General features: G+C 31.0%; 16 protein-coding genes and 1 pseudogene. 12 read left to right on the forward strand and 5 right to left on the reverse strand.

All coding sequences use genetic code 11. From position 1 onward, the window contains the following. Positions 1-37 precede the first annotated feature (37 nt). The 12 genes and pseudogenes from speD to lexA all read left to right on the forward strand — a co-directional run bounded on the left by speD (position 38) and on the right by lexA (position 12,018). On the forward strand, positions 38-412 hold the full coding sequence (gene speD, locus TTHE_RS06770; RefSeq protein ID WP_013297845.1) for an adenosylmethionine decarboxylase: 375 nt from the start codon (positions 38-40) through the stop codon (positions 410-412). A gap of 156 nt (positions 413-568) precedes the next feature. After that, positions 569-1,336 carry a CheR family methyltransferase gene (locus TTHE_RS06775; RefSeq protein WP_013297846.1) on the forward strand — a complete coding sequence of 256 codons (768 nt, stop codon included), beginning with the start codon at positions 569-571 and terminating at the stop codon, positions 1,334-1,336. 132 nt (positions 1,337-1,468) lie between these two features. Continuing rightward, positions 1,469-2,884: a tRNA (N6-isopentenyl adenosine(37)-C2)-methylthiotransferase MiaB gene (miaB, locus tag TTHE_RS06780; RefSeq protein WP_013297847.1), complete on the forward strand. Its 1,416-nt coding sequence runs from the start codon at positions 1,469-1,471 to the stop codon at positions 2,882-2,884. Continuing rightward, on the forward strand, positions 2,877-3,245 hold the full coding sequence (locus TTHE_RS06785) for a YlbF family regulator (RefSeq protein ID WP_013297848.1): 369 nt from the start codon (positions 2,877-2,879) through the stop codon (positions 3,243-3,245). Before miaB ends, TTHE_RS06785 begins: the two co-directional genes overlap by 8 nt. A 43-nt stretch (positions 3,246-3,288) precedes the next feature. Continuing rightward, on the forward strand, positions 3,289-5,862 hold the full coding sequence (gene mutS, locus TTHE_RS06790; RefSeq protein WP_013297849.1) for a DNA mismatch repair protein MutS: 2,574 nt from the start codon (positions 3,289-3,291) through the stop codon (positions 5,860-5,862). Between the two features lie 6 nt (positions 5,863-5,868). Then, positions 5,869-7,695, forward strand: a complete 1,827-nt coding sequence (mutL, locus tag TTHE_RS06795; protein ID WP_013297850.1) for a DNA mismatch repair endonuclease MutL — start codon at positions 5,869-5,871, stop codon at positions 7,693-7,695. Between the two features lie 10 nt (positions 7,696-7,705). Further along, a pseudogene (gene miaA, locus TTHE_RS06800) lies at positions 7,706-8,655 on the forward strand (tRNA (adenosine(37)-N6)-dimethylallyltransferase MiaA). Between the two features lie 43 nt (positions 8,656-8,698). Next, on the forward strand, positions 8,699-8,953 hold the full coding sequence (hfq, locus tag TTHE_RS06805; protein ID WP_013297852.1) for an RNA chaperone Hfq: 255 nt from the start codon (positions 8,699-8,701) through the stop codon (positions 8,951-8,953). Between the two features lie 72 nt (positions 8,954-9,025). After that, the gene (gene proC / locus TTHE_RS06810) at positions 9,026-9,817 is read left to right on the forward strand and encodes a pyrroline-5-carboxylate reductase (RefSeq protein ID WP_013297853.1); all 792 of its coding nucleotides are present in this window, start codon (positions 9,026-9,028) and stop codon (positions 9,815-9,817) included. A 1-nt stretch (position 9,818) separates the two neighbouring features. Continuing rightward, entirely contained in the window at positions 9,819-10,268 is a 450-nt protein-coding gene (gene rnhA, locus TTHE_RS06815; RefSeq protein ID WP_013297854.1) for a ribonuclease HI, read from the forward strand. A gap of 84 nt (positions 10,269-10,352) precedes the next feature. Next, entirely contained in the window at positions 10,353-11,336 is a 984-nt protein-coding gene (locus tag TTHE_RS06820; RefSeq protein ID WP_013297855.1) for a tyrosine recombinase XerC, read from the forward strand. 58 nt (positions 11,337-11,394) lie between these two features. Then, positions 11,395-12,018: a transcriptional repressor LexA gene (gene lexA / locus TTHE_RS06825; RefSeq protein ID WP_013297856.1), complete on the forward strand. Its 624-nt coding sequence runs from the start codon at positions 11,395-11,397 to the stop codon at positions 12,016-12,018. Between the two features lie 27 nt (positions 12,019-12,045). Here the strand turns inward: lexA and TTHE_RS06830 are convergent, their stop codons facing one another. From TTHE_RS06830 to TTHE_RS06850, 5 genes are all read right to left on the reverse strand, one after another. Next, positions 12,046-13,338 carry a methionine gamma-lyase family protein gene (locus tag TTHE_RS06830; protein WP_013297857.1) on the reverse strand — a complete coding sequence of 431 codons (1,293 nt, stop codon included), beginning with the start codon at positions 13,336-13,338 and terminating at the stop codon, positions 12,046-12,048. Positions 13,339-13,342: 4 nt separating this feature from the next. Continuing rightward, positions 13,343-14,233, reverse strand: coding sequence for a stage V sporulation protein K (gene spoVK, locus TTHE_RS06835; RefSeq protein WP_013297858.1), 891 nt, complete (start codon positions 14,231-14,233; stop codon positions 13,343-13,345). A gap of 78 nt (positions 14,234-14,311) precedes the next feature. Beyond that, positions 14,312-15,613 carry an asparagine--tRNA ligase gene (gene asnS, locus TTHE_RS06840; RefSeq protein WP_013297859.1) on the reverse strand — a complete coding sequence of 434 codons (1,302 nt, stop codon included), beginning with the start codon at positions 15,611-15,613 and terminating at the stop codon, positions 14,312-14,314. Positions 15,614-15,651: 38 nt separating this feature from the next. After that, positions 15,652-17,076: an adenylosuccinate lyase gene (gene purB, locus TTHE_RS06845; protein WP_013297860.1), complete on the reverse strand. Its 1,425-nt coding sequence runs from the start codon at positions 17,074-17,076 to the stop codon at positions 15,652-15,654. Positions 17,077-17,091: 15 nt separating this feature from the next. Continuing rightward, entirely contained in the window at positions 17,092-18,279 is a 1,188-nt protein-coding gene (locus tag TTHE_RS06850; RefSeq protein ID WP_013297861.1) for a pyridoxal phosphate-dependent aminotransferase, read from the reverse strand. Positions 18,280-18,313 lie beyond the last annotated feature (34 nt).

Raw genomic sequence — 18,313 nt, forward strand, 5'->3', positions numbered from 1 at the left:
TCCGTACTTTTAAAATGCGAGGAGGCAAGATAATAGAATGAATGCTTTGGGTCGCCATATATTGGCAGAAATTTATGGTTGCGATGAAAATGTTCTTGATGATTGTGAATTAATAGAAGACATAATGGTAAAAGCAGCTATTGAAGCAGGTGCTGAAGTTCGTGAAGTTGCTTTCCATAAATTCAGCCCCCAGGGCGTTAGTGGAGTTGTAGTTATTTCAGAATCACATATAACAATTCATACTTGGCCGGAACTAGGGTATGCAGCCGTTGATGTGTTTACCTGTGGAAATAATGTGAATCCTTGGAATGCATGTAATTATTTAACGAAAATGCTAAAGGCAAAAAATATGACCGCTACTGAGGTAAAAAGAGGGGTTTTTGAGCAACCTGTCAAAGTTGTAAATATGTAATTTTATAAAATTTATTTTTATGTATATTTGATATTTAATGTGTTAATAATATTAATGAACCTCACAAAATACATTGAGACCCCCTTTACATCATTTAAGTGGCTAAGTTTAGCCACTTTTTTTATCATGATGTGAACACTTGGAGGTGTGCTTATTTTGAATTATGACGAATTTTTACTGAAGATATTTAATTTAACTGGTATAGATTTATCACTTTATAAAGAAAAACAGATGAAAAGAAGAATAGATTCATTTATAGCAAATAATAATTGTCAAAGTTATGATATTTTTTATGATAGACTTACTAAAGATACAAAAGTGTACAAAGAATTTTTAAAATATATTACGATAAATGTAACAGAATTTTTTAGGAATTTTGATCAATGGATGATACTTAAGAATGAAATACTTCCCAAGATAATCAAAAAAAACATGAGAATTTGGAGTGCTGCATGCTCAACAGGTGAAGAAGCTTATAGTCTTGCAATGATAATTTCAAACTTTATTGATCTAAACCAAGTGAATATTATTGCGACTGATATAGATGATGTTGTACTTGAAAAGGCTAAAAAAGGAATATATAGTAATAAGAGTTTAGAAAAAGTTCCTAAGGAATATTTAAAATATTTTTCGTGCTATAATGAGAATAACTATATAATTTCTGAGGAATTGAGAAAAAATATTGTTTTTAAAAAGCATAACTTGTTACTAGACAAATTTCCTGAAAATATTGATTTGATTGTATGTAGAAACGTATTAATATATTTTAATGATAAAGCGAAAGAAGAAATATATAAAAAATTTTATTCGAGCCTTAGCACAGAAGGCATTCTTTTTGTTGGTAGCACGGAGCAAATTATTTTTCCGTTTAAATACAATTTTACACCTGTTAAGACATTTTTTTACAAAAAAATGTCTAAATAGTTGTGAATTTAACATAAAACTTAGAATATAGTATAATATTATTATGGATTCATACTCAAAAATATTTTTCATAAACCTTTAATTGTTATATAATATAATGTTGTGATTAATTTAAGTGGAGGTACGTATTTGATGAGTGAAAGAAAAGAAATACTAGTCTCAGATGATGATATTAAAAAGCAAAAAGAGATAATAAACCAAATGGCTGTTTTAAATAGAGATAGATATCCAAAGTTTCACATAGAAACATACGGTTGTCAAATGAATGTCCATGATTCAGAAAAATTAGCAGGTATGCTAACTGAAATGGGGTACACACATACTGATAATTTAGAGGATGCAGATGTTATCCTCTTCAATACTTGCTGTGTCAGAGAACATGCCGAAATAAGGATATTTGGCAGAGTGTCACAGCTTAAAGAACTAAAACAAAGAAAGCCTAATATAATATTAGGAATTTGTGGATGTATGATGCAAGAAAAAGAAGTTGTTGAGGCTATAAAAAATGATTATCCATATATCGATATTGTATTCGGTACACATAATTTATTTAAATTTCCAGAGCTTTTACAAGAATCATTGAATTCAGATACTACTATTATAGACATTTGGGATGACAATAAAAGCATTGTAGAAGATATCCCCATAAGGCGTGCAGAAGGTTTAAAGGCATGGGTAAATATTATTTACGGGTGTAATAATTTTTGCACATATTGCATAGTGCCTTATGTACGTGGAAGAGAAAAAAGTAGAGAGCCTCATGATATTTTGAATGAAATAAAATCTTTAGCTAATGAGGGCTTTAAAGAAATAACGCTGCTTGGTCAAAATGTAAATTCTTATGGCAATGATTTACCTATCAAAATAGATTTTGCTGATCTTTTATATATGATAAATGATATTGATGGTATAGAAAGAATAAGATTTATGACTTCACACCCAAAAGATATTTCTGACAAATTGATTTTTGCTATGCGGGATTTGGACAAACTATGTGAGCACTTGCATTTACCAGTCCAATCTGGTAGCAATAAAATACTTGAGAGAATGAATAGAAAATATTCAAGAGAAAGATATTTAGAAATCATTAATAAATTAAGAGATAACATACCGGGTATTGCTATAACCACGGACATAATAGTAGGTTTTCCTGGCGAAACAGATAAGGATTTTCAAGATACACTGGACCTTGTAAAAGAAGTAAGATACGATTCAGCATACACATTTATTTATTCAAAAAGAAAAGGTACGCCTGCAGAAAAAATGTCAAATCAAGTCGATGAAGATATTAAACATAAGAGACTTGAAGAATTAATTAATTTGCAAAATATAATAAGCATTGAAAAAAATAACGAAATGAAAGGGAAAGTCGTAGAAGTTTTAGTTGAAGGTACTAGCAAAAGAGATAGTGAAAAATTAACTGGAAGAACAAGAACAAATAAAATTGTTCATTTTAAAGCGAAGCCTGAATTGATAGGTAAGTTTGTTAATGTAAAAATAATAGATACAAAAGCTTGGACTATGCAAGGAGAATTAATAAGTGAGTAGATGTGATAAAGATGTCATAATTGAAAAAGCAATAGAATTAGGCAAACTTTTAGCAAATTCTGATATATTGAATGATTTACGTGAAGCGGAAATTGCCTTTTTAAATGACAAGGAAGCGCAATTTTTACTTGAAGATATTAAAAAATTGAAAAAAAATGGCGATAAAAAAGAAGTTGGCAATTTAAGACTGAAGCTTTTAAAATTAGATAGTTATAGAAGATTGCTAGAGGCACAGGAGACTTCTAAAAAATTAATAGAAGAGATTCATGGTATATTGAATTATTATATAAATGGGACATTACCTAAGTGTGATGGTAATTCCTGTGCCAATTGCTCTAGACGTTGTATGAGTAATGAATAAGTTATTAGGGCTTATCTTTTTATGTAGTTGGAGGTAGTTTTTGATGCCATACACTCCCATGATGGAACAATATTTTAAAATAAAAGAAAAATACAAAGATTCAATTTTATTTTTTCGTATTGGTGATTTTTATGAAATGTTTTTTGATGATGCTATTATTGCAGCTAAGGAATTGGAAATAGTATTAACAGGTAAAGATTGCGGACAGGATGAAAGAGCACCAATGGCTGGAGTGCCATTTCATGCTGCTGATTTTTATATAGACAAGCTTGTGAAAAAAGGCTATAAAGTAGCAATTTGCGAACAACTGGAAGATCCCGCATCTGCTAAGGGATTAGTTGATAGAGATGTAATTAGAGTTTTCACTCCTGGTACGGTTATAAATACAAATTCTATAGAAGAAAAGAGCAATAATTATCTTTTATCAATCTTTAAAGATGAGAATAATTACGGATTGTCCTTCGTCGATGTTATGACTGGTGATTTATTTGTAACGCAGATAATTAAATGTGATGATATAAGGAAAATTTATGATGAAATAATGAGATATAATCCTTCTGAAATAATTGCAAATAACGATTTTTTTAGTTTAAAAAAACTTGTAAGAGTAATTAATAGCAGTAAAATTTATATTAATAAATACGAAAACAACTATCAGGATTTTGAAAGCATAATATCTAATCAATTTAATAAATCGCTTAATGAGCTAGGATTAGAAGGGAAAAATTATGCGATTAAATCATTGACAACAGTTTTAATATATTTGAAAGAATTACAGAAAGTACAGCTTAGTCAGCTAAATAATTTGACTTATTATGAAGACAATTCATTTATGTTGCTGGATAATAATACAATTAAAAATTTAGAAATTGTACAATCTCCTAATAGAAATAATTCCAGAGATGGAACATTATTAAGTGTATTAGATCAAACTGTTACACCAATGGGTGGAAGACTTCTTAAAAGATGGATAGAGGAGCCTTTAATAGATATTGAAAAAATAAATTTGCGGTTAGACTCTGTTGACGAACTTTTTAATGATTTTAAAGGTAGGTCAGATTTAAGGAATGCTTTAAAAGGAATTTATGATTTAGAAAGACTTTCCAGTAAACTTGTGTATCAAAATATTAATGCAAAAGACTTATTGTCTATAAAGGTTTCTATTGAAAGGCTTCCAAAGATAAAGGATTTAATTAGTAAATATAATTCAATTTATCTTAAAGAAATATTTTTAAAATTAGATACACTTCAAGACATATATGATTTGATAGATAAATCAATTAAAGATGAACCATCAACTTCCGTAAAAGAAGGAAACATCATAAAAGATGGATTCGATAAAAATGTAGATGAATTGAGAAAGGCTGCGACAAATGGAAAGTCATGGATTACAAATCTTGAATTGAATGAAAAAGAAAGAACGGGCATTAAGACTTTAAAAGTGGGATATAATAAAGTATTTGGGTATTTTATTGAAGTATCAAAATCTTATATATCGTCGGTTCCACAAAATTATATAAGAAAGCAGACATTAGCGAATGCGGAAAGATATATAACTCCTGAACTTAAAGAGATAGAGGAGAAAATTTTAGGTGCCGAAACGAAACTTGTAGAACTTGAATATGAAATCTTCAATGGCATAAGAGAACAAATAAAAAATGAGATTAACAGAATACAGATGACTTCAAAGTATATAGCTGTTTTAGATGTACTTACATCGTTGGCTATGGTGGCTGAATCAAATAATTATGTCAAGCCAATTGTCAATGACGGTGATAGAATCTTAATAAAAGATGGCAGACATCCTGTAATAGAAACTATAGTGGATGATTCGTTTATATCGAATGATATAGAAATTGATGAAAAAAAGCCTATTATGATTATAACAGGACCTAATATGGCTGGAAAGTCTACGTATATGCGTCAGGTTGCTTTGATAGTATTAATGGCTCAAGTTGGTAGCTTTGTTCCTGCTTCATATGCTGAAATAGGCATAGTAGACAGAATTTTTACGCGAGTAGGTGCATCAGATGATCTATTTTCTGGACAAAGCACTTTTATGGTTGAGATGAATGAAGTATCTGTTATATTAAATTCTGCGACGCAAAAGAGCTTAATTATACTTGATGAAGTTGGTCGTGGTACGAGTACGTATGATGGAATGAGTATTGCTTGCGCCATTCTCGAATATATACACGATAAAATAAAGGCGAAGACAATGTTTGCCACTCATTATCATGAATTGACTAAATTAGAGAACCAACTAAATGGCATTAAAAATTATAATATATCAGTTGATGAGACGAACGATGAGATTATTTTTTTAAGAAAAATAATACCAGGTTCGGCAGATAAAAGCTATGGTATACAAGTTGCCAAACTGGCTGGACTGCCGAATGATGTCATTGATAATGCAAAAAAAATATTAAACAGCCTTGAAAATAGCAATGGAGAAGTTGCAGTTGAAACAGCCGCAACTCAAATGGATATATTTAGTTTTGAAAAAGATGCTTTAATTGCTGAAATAGCTGATTTGGACATAGAAAATATTACACCTATACAGGCATTGAATTATTTGTATGGCTTAAAGAAAAAAGCCCTATCATTAAGGATGTGATTAAACATGAATAAAATAAATCTCTTGGATGATGAATTGATAAATAAAATATCTGCAGGCGAAGTTGTAGAAAGACCTGCATCAATTGTCAAAGAACTTGTAGAAAATTCAATTGATGCAGGAAGTAATAATATTACAGTAGAAATAATGGACGGTGGAATACCTTATATCAAAGTATCAGATGATGGTTGTGGCATGGATGAAATTGATGCCGTTTTAGCATTTGGGCGTCATGCTACCAGTAAAATTAAATCTATTAATGATCTCTTTAACATAGAAACTCTAGGCTTCCGTGGCGAAGCATTAGCCAGTATTGCTTCTATCTCAAAAGTTTTGTTAAAAACTAAAGAAGAGAACTCCTTGTATGGAACATTAATAAATGTTGAAGGCGGAAAAATAATAAAAAAAGTTAAATGTGGCTGCCCAAAAGGATGCAGCATAGAAGTAAGAGACATATTTTATAATACACCTGCTAGGAGAAAATTTTTAAAGCGTCCATCGACAGAGGCCATGTATATCACTGATATGGTAGCAAAAATAGCTCTTTCAAGACCCGATATATCATTTAAATATATAAAAGATAAAAAGATTGAACTTCAGACATCAGGAAATAACTCTGTTAGCGATGTTATTTTAAGGCTATATGGAGATGAATTATATTCTTCTTTAGTTCAATCAGAGTATACCAATGAATATTTAAATGTTAAAGTGTTTTTATGTAAACCATCATATACAAAAGGGAATCGCAATATGCAGATATTATTTGTTAACGGCAGATTTGTAAAAAACAAAGTGTATAATGTCGCAATTGAAGAAGTGTATAAAACATTGATACCTATAAATAGATATCCTGTTGTAATTACATATATAAACATTGATCCTAGGAAAATAGATGTGAATGTACATCCAACAAAATTAGAAGTAAAGTTTTCTGACGAAAAAGAAATCTTTGACTCTATTTACAATACTATTAAAAATGCTTTAAACAAGTCAAATCTTATACCTGTTGTAAAATATGAGAAGAAGTTTACTTTTTCAGATGTTGACAAAGATTATAAGCATGAGCAAACTCAAATTAATCAATTTGAAAGGACAACAAAAGAAATTACAAATCACAGTGGAGATGTTCCTTTCATTAAAGACGAAACAATATCTAGCTCTAATGGAAGCAATAAGAATATATATTTTGATAATGATAAAATTAGTGAGACAGTTCAAGATAAATATATAAGCAATTTTAATAGTTTACCTGATAACAATGATGATAAGTACAAACTAATTGGTGTACTTTTTTCGACTTTTATAATTGTAGAAAAAGATGATATGGTGTATTTGATTGATCAACATGCTGCACACGAAAGGATACTGTACGAAAGATTTATGAGTAAATATAACAATGTTCAAGGAAAACAGACTACGATACCAATATTGGTGAATATTGAACCTGGTGATGAAGAAATTATTAATGAGAACATAGAATTATTTAACAAATTGGGTTATAAATTTGAAAGCTTTGGGAATAATTCAATTATATTAAGAGAAGTACCTGTAATATTAGGACAGCCAGAATCAAGACAATTGTTTATAGATATAATTGATAAATTACGAAACGGAGATTTTAATAAAGATATCAAATTAAAAGAAGAAAATATTATTATGATGGCTTGTAAAAAAGCAGTTAAAGCTATGGATAAATTGTCAAAAGAAGAAATTAAATCTTTATTTGATGAACTAAAAATAACAGAAAATCCGTATACATGTCCGCATGGGCGACCTGTAATTATTTCAATTAAAAAATATGAAATAGAAAAGATGTTTAAAAGAATCATGTAGAGGTGTTTCAATGGCAATACCATTGTTAATTATTGTAGGACCGACAGCTTCAGGGAAATCAAAATTATCTGTAGAACTTGCAAAATTTTATGATGGCGAAATAATATCCGCTGATTCAATGCAGATTTATAAGTACATGGATATTGGAACTGCTAAAATCACAGATGAAGAAAAGCAAGGTATACCACATTATATGATCGATATAGTTGAGCCGAATGTAAAATTTAGCGTTGCGGAATTTGAAAAAATGGCAAAGCCGATAATAGATGATATTTACAAAAGAGGAAGATTACCTATTGTTGTGGGGGGAACAGGGCTTTATATAGATTCTTTAATATATATAATGAATTTCTCTGATTACATTGGAAACGACGATTTTAGATCTGCTTTAAAAAATATTGCTGAGGTACTTGGAAATGATTATTTATTTAATAGATTAAAAGTTGTAGACCCTAAAATGTTTGATAAACTTCATCCTAATGATCTGCGAAGAATTATAAGAGCACTAGAGGTATATCAATTTACAGGCAAACCGATTTCGGTTTATCAGGAATTGAGCAGTAAGAGAATGAATCCGGAGTACGATGTAATAATGATTGGCTTGAATTTTAGAGATAGAAATAAATTATATAAAAGAATTGATGACAGAGTAGATATTATGTTGAAAAATAATTTAGTAAATGAAGTGGTAAATTTACTAAAAATAGGGTATAATAAGTATGATACTTCAATGCAGGCTTTGGGATACAAAGAAATTGCAGAATACTTAGATGGAAATGTCACATTTGATGAAGCTATTAGTAATTTAAAAAAAAGAACAAGGAGGTATGCAAAAAGACAAATAACTTGGTTTAAAAGTTATAAAATCATAAATTGGTTTTATGTAGACGACTATATCGACTTTGAAGAACTTAAAAAAATATTATCTGTTTTTTAGCAGGAAAATTAAATTTTAAGTAGAATATTAATTATTATTACACAACAATAGAAGGGGGATGGCTATATGAATCAAAAGGCAGCTATCAATTTACAGGACATATTTTTAAACCAGGTAAGAAAGGAACATATCGCTGTAACTGTGTACTTGATTAATGGCTTTCAGCTAAAAGGCATAGTTAAAGGGTTTGATAATTTTACCGTTGTTTTAGAAACAGACAATAAACAACAACAACTTATATATAAACATGCTGTTTCTACAATAACGCCTTTGAAACCTGTGATTTTTACAACGACAGAAAAAGATGAAAAACAACAATAATGTGGTGAAATACGAGAAAACAGTATTAGAGTTAGCTAATACTGTTTTTTAAAATATTGGAGGTGTGCATTTATGAAAATTGGATTCATAGGAACGGGTAATATGGGCACAGCATTAATAAAAGGCTTAATTAATTCAAAGTATGTGCCTTCAAATTCAATATGTGCGTTTGATATTTCTAAAGACAAGCTTATGAAATTAAAAGAAGAATTAGGTATTAATATAGGAAACAGCAACAAAGAAATAGCCAAAGAATGCGATGTTATAATTTTAGCTATAAAGCCAAATGTATACAATGACATTTTGTTAGAGATTAAAGATGATATTGATGAAAATAAAATTATAATAATAATTGCTCCTGGTATAACTATTGAAAGTGTAAAAAATATTTTAAGAAGAGGTAAAGTAGTACGTACGATTCCAAATACTCCAGCTTTAATTGGTGAAGGTGTTACAGCTATATCTTACCCAGAAAATATATCATCAAATGATAAAGAGATAGTAGAAAAAATATTCAGATCATGTGGCGAAGTTGTTGAAGTAAAAGAAAATTTGATAGATGCAGCAATGGCTATTTCAAGCTGTAGTCCAGCTTTTGTATATATGTTCATTGAATCATTGGCAGATGCAGGCGTCTCACTAGGGCTACCACGGGATGTGTCGTATAAATTAGCATCAAAAGCTGTGTCAGGTTCTGGCAGTATGGTGTTAGAGACAGGCATGCATCCAGGTTATTTAAAGGATATGGTAACATCGCCTGGTGGAACTACAATTCAAGGTGTGAGAACACTGGAAAGGCTAGGTTTAAGAAGTGCTTTGTTTGAAGCTGTAATTTCATCTTATGAAAAAGTAAAGGGAAATTAAGATGGCAAATATTCCTGAAATAGACATATATACTGATGGAGCGTGCAGCGGTAATCCTGGACCTGGTGGTTGGGGCGCTGTACTTATTTATAATGGCATAAAAAAAGAAATATCAGGATATGAAGAAAATACAACCAATAATAGAATGGAATTAACTGCTGTAATAAAAGCGCTAAGTTTACTTAAACGCTCGTGTAAAATTAATATATATAGTGATAGCAGTTATTTGATAAATGCTTTTAATCAAAAATGGATTGAAAACTGGCAAAAAAGAGGCTGGCTTAAGTCTGATAAGACACCTGTTGAAAATAAAGATTTGTGGCTTAAACTTTTGGATTTATCATCATGTCATGATATTAAATGGATAAAAGTTAAAGGCCACTCTGATAATGAATATAATAATAGGTGTGATAAACTTGCCACTGATGAAATTAGAAAACACTCAATTTAATTTAAAAAGGTTTTTCTCCAATTATACGAAATAGTTATTTCGTATAATTGGAGATGGAAATTATATTGGAGGTGAATTCACCAGATGCGTATTTCTACAAATAATAATATTGAACTGCCACCCATCCTCGAAGAATTTCTTAATTATTTCTCTACTATAAAGGCTAGATCACCTAATACAGTTAAAGCCTATGAATATGATTTAGTATTGTTTTTTCGATTTATAAAAGTTAGAAAAAATTTAAGTTCTGATTCGGATTTTGATCAAATAGACATTAGCGATGTTGATATCTCTCTTATTGAATCTATAGATTTAAACGACTTATATGCTTATTTGTCATTTGTTACACATGAGCGGTCTAATACTCCTCCTGCTCGTGCTCGCAAAGTTGCCAGTCTTAGATCTTTTTATAATTATCTTTATGCAAAAAGAAAAGTTATAACTAAAAATCCTGCTTTAGAGCTAGAATCACCTAAACTCGGGATTAGACAGCCTGTGTACTTGACCCTAGATGAAAGTATGAAATTACTTGATTCTATAGATGGTCCATTTAAAGAACGTGATTATGCTATCATTACCCTATTTTTAAATTGTGGACTTAGACTATCAGAATTAGCTAATATAAATATAAGTGATATTAAGGATGATAAATTAACCGTCATTGGCAAAGGAAACAAGCAACGAACAGTTTATTTAAATGATGCCTGTATATCAGCAATAAATGAATACTTAAAAGTGAGACCGCACGATGGTGTTAAAGATAAAAAGGCACTATTTTTAAGTAAAAGATTGCAAAGGATTAGCATAAAAACAATACAATACATAGTAAAAAAGCATTTAAAAGACGCTAATCTTGATGGCAAAAAATATTCTACACATAAATTAAGACATACAGCAGCTACGCTTATGTATAGATATGGAAAAGTTGATATTAGAACATTACAAAGGCTGTTAGGACATTCAAATGTGTCGACAACGCAAATCTACACACATGTCGACGATAGCCAACTTCGAGATGCGGTAAGTAAAAACCCCCTCTCGGAATTGAATTCTAATAATAAGAACTAGTGTTTGATTTAATGATGTAATTATGCTATAATAAGTATAAGTTTGGAGGGGTTAAATTGTGAAAGACAAATCTAAAATCAGCCTAAAGCAACAAGAAATAATTGAATTTATTAAAAGTGAAATTAATCGAAAGGGGTATCCCCCATCTGTCAGGGAGATTGGTAAAGCTGTTGGTTTAAAGTCTACATCGACTGTTCATGGTCATCTATCACGACTTGAGAAAAAAGGTTATATAAGAAGGGATCCAACAAAACCCAGAGCAATTGAAGTTTTAAATAACGATAAAAGAGACTTAAGTGATGTGATAAAACTCCCTGTGATAGGTAAAGTTACTGCAGGTTCGCCGATACTAGCAGTTGAGAATATTGACGAATATTATTCTATTCCAAGAGATCTCATTGTTGGTTATGAAGGAGAAAGCTTTATTTTAAAAGTTCGCGGTGAAAGTATGATAAACGCTGGTATCCTTGATGGAGATTACATAATTGTAAGAAAACAATCATATGCAGATAACGGTGATATAATAGTAGCTTTAATTGAAGATGAAGCAACTGTGAAGAGATTTTATAAAGAAAGCGATCACATTCGTCTGCAACCAGAAAATCCTTCAATGGATCCGATTATAGTAGACAATGTTATGGTTTTAGGAAAAGTTGTAGGCGTTATAAGAAAACTCAAATGAATGTATTTTTCATTTGAGTTTTCTTAATTATATCTTAATAAATCCTTTTTCAATCATATTATTTATAGCGATCATAAGACTAAGTTTTACCTGATAATATGACAACCCGCCTTGTATATAAGCTGTATACGGCTTTCTGATGGGTGCGTCAGCACTTAATTCTATAGATGCTCCTTGTATAAAACCACCTGCTGCCATAATAACTTGATCATTGTAGCCTGGCATGTTCCATGGCTCCGGTACAACATGAGAATCAACAGGTGAACCCTTTTGAATGCTTTGAATAAAAGTAATTAGCTCTTCTTTTGTTTTAAATCTAACTGCTTGAACGATATCAGTTCTTGATTCGTTAAATTTTGGTAAAACGTCATAGCCCAGCATTTCCATAATTCTCGATAAAATTATTGCACCTTTTAATGCATTACCTACGATAAGTGGTGATAAAAACAGCCCTTCTAAAATTAATCGATTTATATTTAATGAAGGGCCTACTTTCTTCCCTATTCCAGGTGCATATAACCTATAAGCAGCATTTTTGACAAGTTCCTTTTTCCCTATTACATATCCTCCTGTAGGCGATAATCCACCACCAGGATTTTTTATAAGAGATCCTGCAACTAAATCAGCTCCAACATCGGTTGGTTCAAGTTCTTCGGTAAATTCACCGTAACAATTGTCCACAAATACAATTAAATCTTTCTTTTTATTTTTAATCTTTTCTATAGTATTTTTGATATCATTGATGGACAATGAATTTCTAAAATCATATCCTTTTGACCTTTGAATCATAACCATTTTCGTTTTATCAGATATGGCACCTAAAAGCTTATCAATATCAATTTTTCCACTTTCTAAAAGTGGAATTTCTTTATATGTTACGCCGAAATCAATAAGTGAACCAGTATTATTATCTCTTTCCTTCCCTATCACATCTGCAAGTGTATCATAGGGAGTTCCACAAGCCGATATAAGCTCATCGTTAGGTCTTAATACAGCATAAAGGCATAAGGATATTGCATGAGTTCCAGAAACAATTTGAGGCCTTACTAAGGCGTCTTCAGCACTAAATATATCAGAATATATTTTTTCTATTGTGTCTCTTCCGATATCTCCATATCCATATCCAGATGTTCCATTAAAATGAATATCACTTAAATGATTCTTTTGCATAGCATATAAAATCTTATATTGGTTTTTTTCTACTAATCTTTCTACTTTTTTAAACTCCTCCCTAACATCTTCTTCAGCTTTTTCCAGCAAAAAAATAACATCTTTTGGGATGTTGAACTTTTCTATAAGTATGTTCTCACTAGACATCATTCTTTCAATCCTCTCTAATATCTATGGAATCAATTATCATTAAATCATCTTTTGTTATAGTTTTTTTGTTCATAATTCTAACAGCATGTTTTCTTATAGCTCTCTCAATTATGTTTCTAACTAATCTGGCATTCCCGATTTCCCTTGTTGTGTTGTCATTAATTAAAACTTTCATGATTTTTCTTTTTGCACTGTCAGTTAGTATATACTGCCTATTTTTAACCATTAATTCAGCAATTTGCAACAACTCATCGATTGTGTAATCTGGAAAATCTATTTGTATAGGAAACCGAGATCTCAATCCTGGATTTGTATTTAAAAAATACTCCATTTCATCTCTGTAACCCGCTAGTATCAAAATAAATTCGTCTTTATAATCTTCCATTGCTTTTACCAATGTATCAATTGCTTCTTTTCCAAAGTCTTTGTCTCCACCTCTAGCCAGTGAATAGGCTTCATCCACAAATAATATACCACCTAATGACTTTTTTACATTTTCTTGTACTCTATGGGCAGTATGTCCTATATATTCGCCAACAAGATCAGCTCTTTCGACCTCTACTACGTGCCCTTTGCTAAGGACACCAATTCCTTTTAAAAGCTTACCAAGTATTCTAGCAACAGTTGTCTTTCCAGTACCAGGATTACCCTTGAAAACCATATGTAATACGATTGGGTCTGTTGCCAAACCTGCATTTTTTCTTTTAATTTGCACCTGTTCCAATGCATATAGCTCATTTATTATTTGCTTGACCTTATTTAAACCAATTAATGAGTTTAGCTCTTTTAATGCCTCTATCTCAAGATTTTTATCTTTATCAATGTTTTTATTTTCTTCAGATTTTGCTTTTCTTTCAATTTTATAATTATCAAAATTTACAGGCCATATACTCATTACAATCACATCCCAATATATAGATAATATGTTTATATTATTTTATGATATTGGGATGTGAAATGTTCTTTTTATTTGTTATGGACGAATTCTAGACAGTGTCCTTGGAAATGGTATGCATTCTCTTACATGTTCGGTGTTTGTTATCCAAGCCACAGTTCTTTCAATACCTAAACCGAAGCCAGAATGAGGAACCGAACCATATTTTCTTAAATCTATATACCAATCATACATTTCAAGCGGCAGATTTTCTTCTTTTAATCTTTTTATTAGTAAATCATAGTCATGTATGCGCTGGCTACCACCAATAATTTCTCCATATCCTTCTGGTGCAAGTAAATCAGCACACATTACGACTTCAGGTCTATCTTCTTTTGGTTGCATGTAAAAAGCTTTGCATTTTGCAGGATATTCGGTTATAAATACAGGTTTATCAAATTGATTTGACAAAAATGTCTCATCTGGAGAACCTAAATCATTTCCCCACTCAATTTCATAGCCGTTTTTCTTTAATATTTCAATTGCTTCATCGTACGTTAGTCGCGGAAAAGGTGTTTTAATTTTTTCTAGCTTGCTTAAATCTCTTCCTAATTCTTTTAGTTCTTTTGACCGATTTTCCAAAACAGATTGCACTATGTATTCTACAAGCTTCTCTTGTATTTCCATATTTTCGTAATGGTCTACAAAGGACATTTCCGGTTCTACCATCCAAAACTCATTTAAATGCCTTCTAGTCTTAGATTTTTCAGCTCTAAATGTCGGCCCAAAGCTATAAACTTTTCCTAAAGCCATTGCAGCTGCTTCTTGGTATAGCTGACCGGTTTGGGAAAGGTATGCATTCTCACCAAAATAATCAATTTGAAATAAGTCGGATGTTCCTTCGCATGTGGATGGCGTTATAATTGGTGAATCAATCCTTACAAATCCATTGTTATTTAAAAACTCTTGAATAGCTTTGATTACCTCATGCCGAATAGATAGAATTGCATGCTGTTTTGGTGTTCTTATCCAGAGATGTCTATTATCTAATAAAAAGTCTACACCATGCTCTTTTAAGGAAATTGGATAATCATTGAAAGCCATTTGAATCAATTTAATGCTTGAAATTGTAAGCTCATATCCGTATGGAGATCTATCATCTTTTCTAACTACACCTGTAACTGTTATGGAAGATTCTTGCGTTAATTTGTCGCACAGTTCAAAAACATCTTCTGCTACTTCGTTTTTTACTACCACACCTTGGACAAATCCAGAACCATCTCTAATTATTAGAAATTTTATTTTACCACTGGATCTTTTATTGTACAACCAGCCTTTTATTGTTACTTCTTCCCCCACAAAATCCTTCATTTCACTTATACGTATTATATTCATTTTCATTTACGCCTCCTATCACGTAAATTATAGCATAATTATATTTATACTTCTATATCAGCTTGTACATCTTCAATGTTATTTGCATTCAATAACGGCTTTACAACATTTTCTATATATTCTATTGTTTGATTTTCAGCTCTGCCAGTGAATTTTTTAGGATCTAAAATATTGTCAATTTCAACATCAGATAAATTTATCCGTTCATCTTCTTTCAAATAATTTAAAAGTGGATTTTCCCCACCTTCTTTAATTACTTCTTGAGCCTTTAATGAATTTGTGCGTATGACTTCATGTAATTCTTGCCTGTCACCGCCTTTTAATACACATTCCATTAGTATAGCTTCAGTAGCCATAAACGGTAACTCATTCATTACATGCTTATTTATTATTTTCATATTTACTTTAAGTCCAGACGCTACATTTAAGTACAGATTTAATATTGCGTCCGTTGTAAGAAACATTTCTGGAATCACAATTCTTCTGTTAGCTGAATCATCTAGTGTTCTTTCGAACCACTGAGAAGATGATGTTATAGATGAATTTAATAGGGCTGTAATAACATATCTGCACAGTGATGCCATTCTTTCACATCTCATAGGATTCCGCTTATATGCCATTGCAGATGAACCTACTTGTTTTTCTTCGAAAGGTTCTTCAATTTCTTTTAAATGTTGTAATAATCTTATATCATTGCTAAATTTATGGGCACTTTGAGCTATTTCGCTTAATACAGAAAGAAGAATAAAATCGTACTTTCTTGTATATGTTTGACCTGTTACATCAAAAACGTTGCTAAAGCCCATTTTTTTTGCCACAAGTTTATCTAGTCTTTTTACTTTTTCTTCGTCACCATTAAAAAGTTCCATAAAGCTAGCCTGTGTGCCTGTTGTGCCTTTGACACCTCTAAGTTTTATATTTTTAAGCCTATATTCTAAGTCTTCATAATCAAATATCAGATCTTGAATCCAAAGGGTTGCTCTTTTCCCAACTGTAGTTAATTGTGCCGGCTGAAAATGAGTGAAACCCAAAGTAGGTACATTTTTGTATTTTATAGCAAAATCAGAAAGCACATCAATAAGCTTAAGCAATTTCTTTTTAATTAATTGGAATGCCTTGTACATAAGTATTATATCCGTATTATCATCGACAAATGCAGATGTTGCTCCTAAGTGTATAATAGGCTTTGCTTTAGGACATTGAAGGCCAAATGCTCTTATATGTGCCATAACATCGTGACGAAGTTCTTTTTCAAATCTTTTTGCGTCCTCATAATTTATATCTTCAGCATGCATTTCCATCTCTTCGATTTGTTCATCAGTTATGTTTAGTCCCAATTCCTTTTCGCTTTTTGCTAATGCTATCCATAATTTTCTCCATGTTTTAAATTTTTCATCATCAGAAAATATTTGAGCCATTTCTTTACTTGCGTATCGTGTGATTAAAGGATTTTCATAGATACTTGACATAGTTGCCTCCACTTTCTAAATATTTTTTAAAAGATTTTCAATTCTATTAAGACCTTCTTCAATATTTTTTATTGAAGTAGCATATGATAATCTTATATAATTATCATTTCCGAATGGAAGACAAGGAATTACAGCGACTTTAGCTTTTTCCAAAACAAAGTTTGCAAAGTCAACAGATCCATTTATTATCTTTCCGCTTATATTCATTCCAATATATTTGCTTATATTCACTATTACATAAAATGCTCCTTGAGGCTTAATGCACGTTAAACCGTTTATTTTATTTATTCTTTCCACAATGTAATCACGTCTTTTTTTAAATTCATTAACCATGTTTTCAATAATATCATAACCGGTACTCAATGCTTTAACACTGGCGTATTGTGCTATCGTATTTGGATTTGATGTCATATGGCTTTGAATATTGCTGATAAGATTTGCTATTTCCTTGTTTGATGCGGAATATCCTATCCTCCAACCTGTCATAGAATAAGCCTTCGACATACCATTGATTATTATAGTCAAATTTTTTATTTCATCATTAAATGACGCTATGCTTATATGTCTACCATCGTAAATTAATTTCTCATATATTTCATCGGAAATTATAAAAATATTATGCTTTACAGCAAAATCAGCAATATTTTTTAATTCTGTTTCATTGTAAACTGCTCCTGTAGGATTATTGGGGCTATTTATTATAATTGCTTTTGTTCTATCAGAAATTGCTTCTTCTAGTTGTTCTACGGTAACTTTAAAATTGTTGCGTTCGTCAGTCTCAACAAAGATTGGAACACCATTAGCTAGTTTAACCATTTCCGGATAACTAAGCCAATATGGTGATGGGATTAAAACCTCATCTCCTGGATTTAAAATAGCACATAAAGTATTGTATATTGATTGTTTTGCACCATTTGAAACTACTATTTGCGACGTTTCATATGATAAGTTATTATCGTTTTTTAATTTACTTACAATAGCTTCTTTTAACTCAATAATCCCTGAAGTAGGCGTATACTTTGTATAACCTTTTTCAATTGCTTCAATAGCAGCCTTTTTTATGTAATCAGGTGTATCAAAATCCGGTTCTCCAGCGCCAAAGCCGATGACGTCTATTCCAAGTGATCTCATTTTATTTGCATTAGCAGTTATATCCAGCGTCAAAGAAGGGCTAATACTACGTGCTTTTTCTGATAATTTCATGATTCCACCTCCAACAATATATTTATTATTTTAT

Origin of the sequence: Thermoanaerobacterium thermosaccharolyticum DSM 571 (assembly GCF_000145615.1) — a bacterium.
Taxonomy (GTDB): Bacteria; Bacillota; Thermoanaerobacteria; order Thermoanaerobacterales; family Thermoanaerobacteraceae; genus Thermoanaerobacterium; species Thermoanaerobacterium thermosaccharolyticum.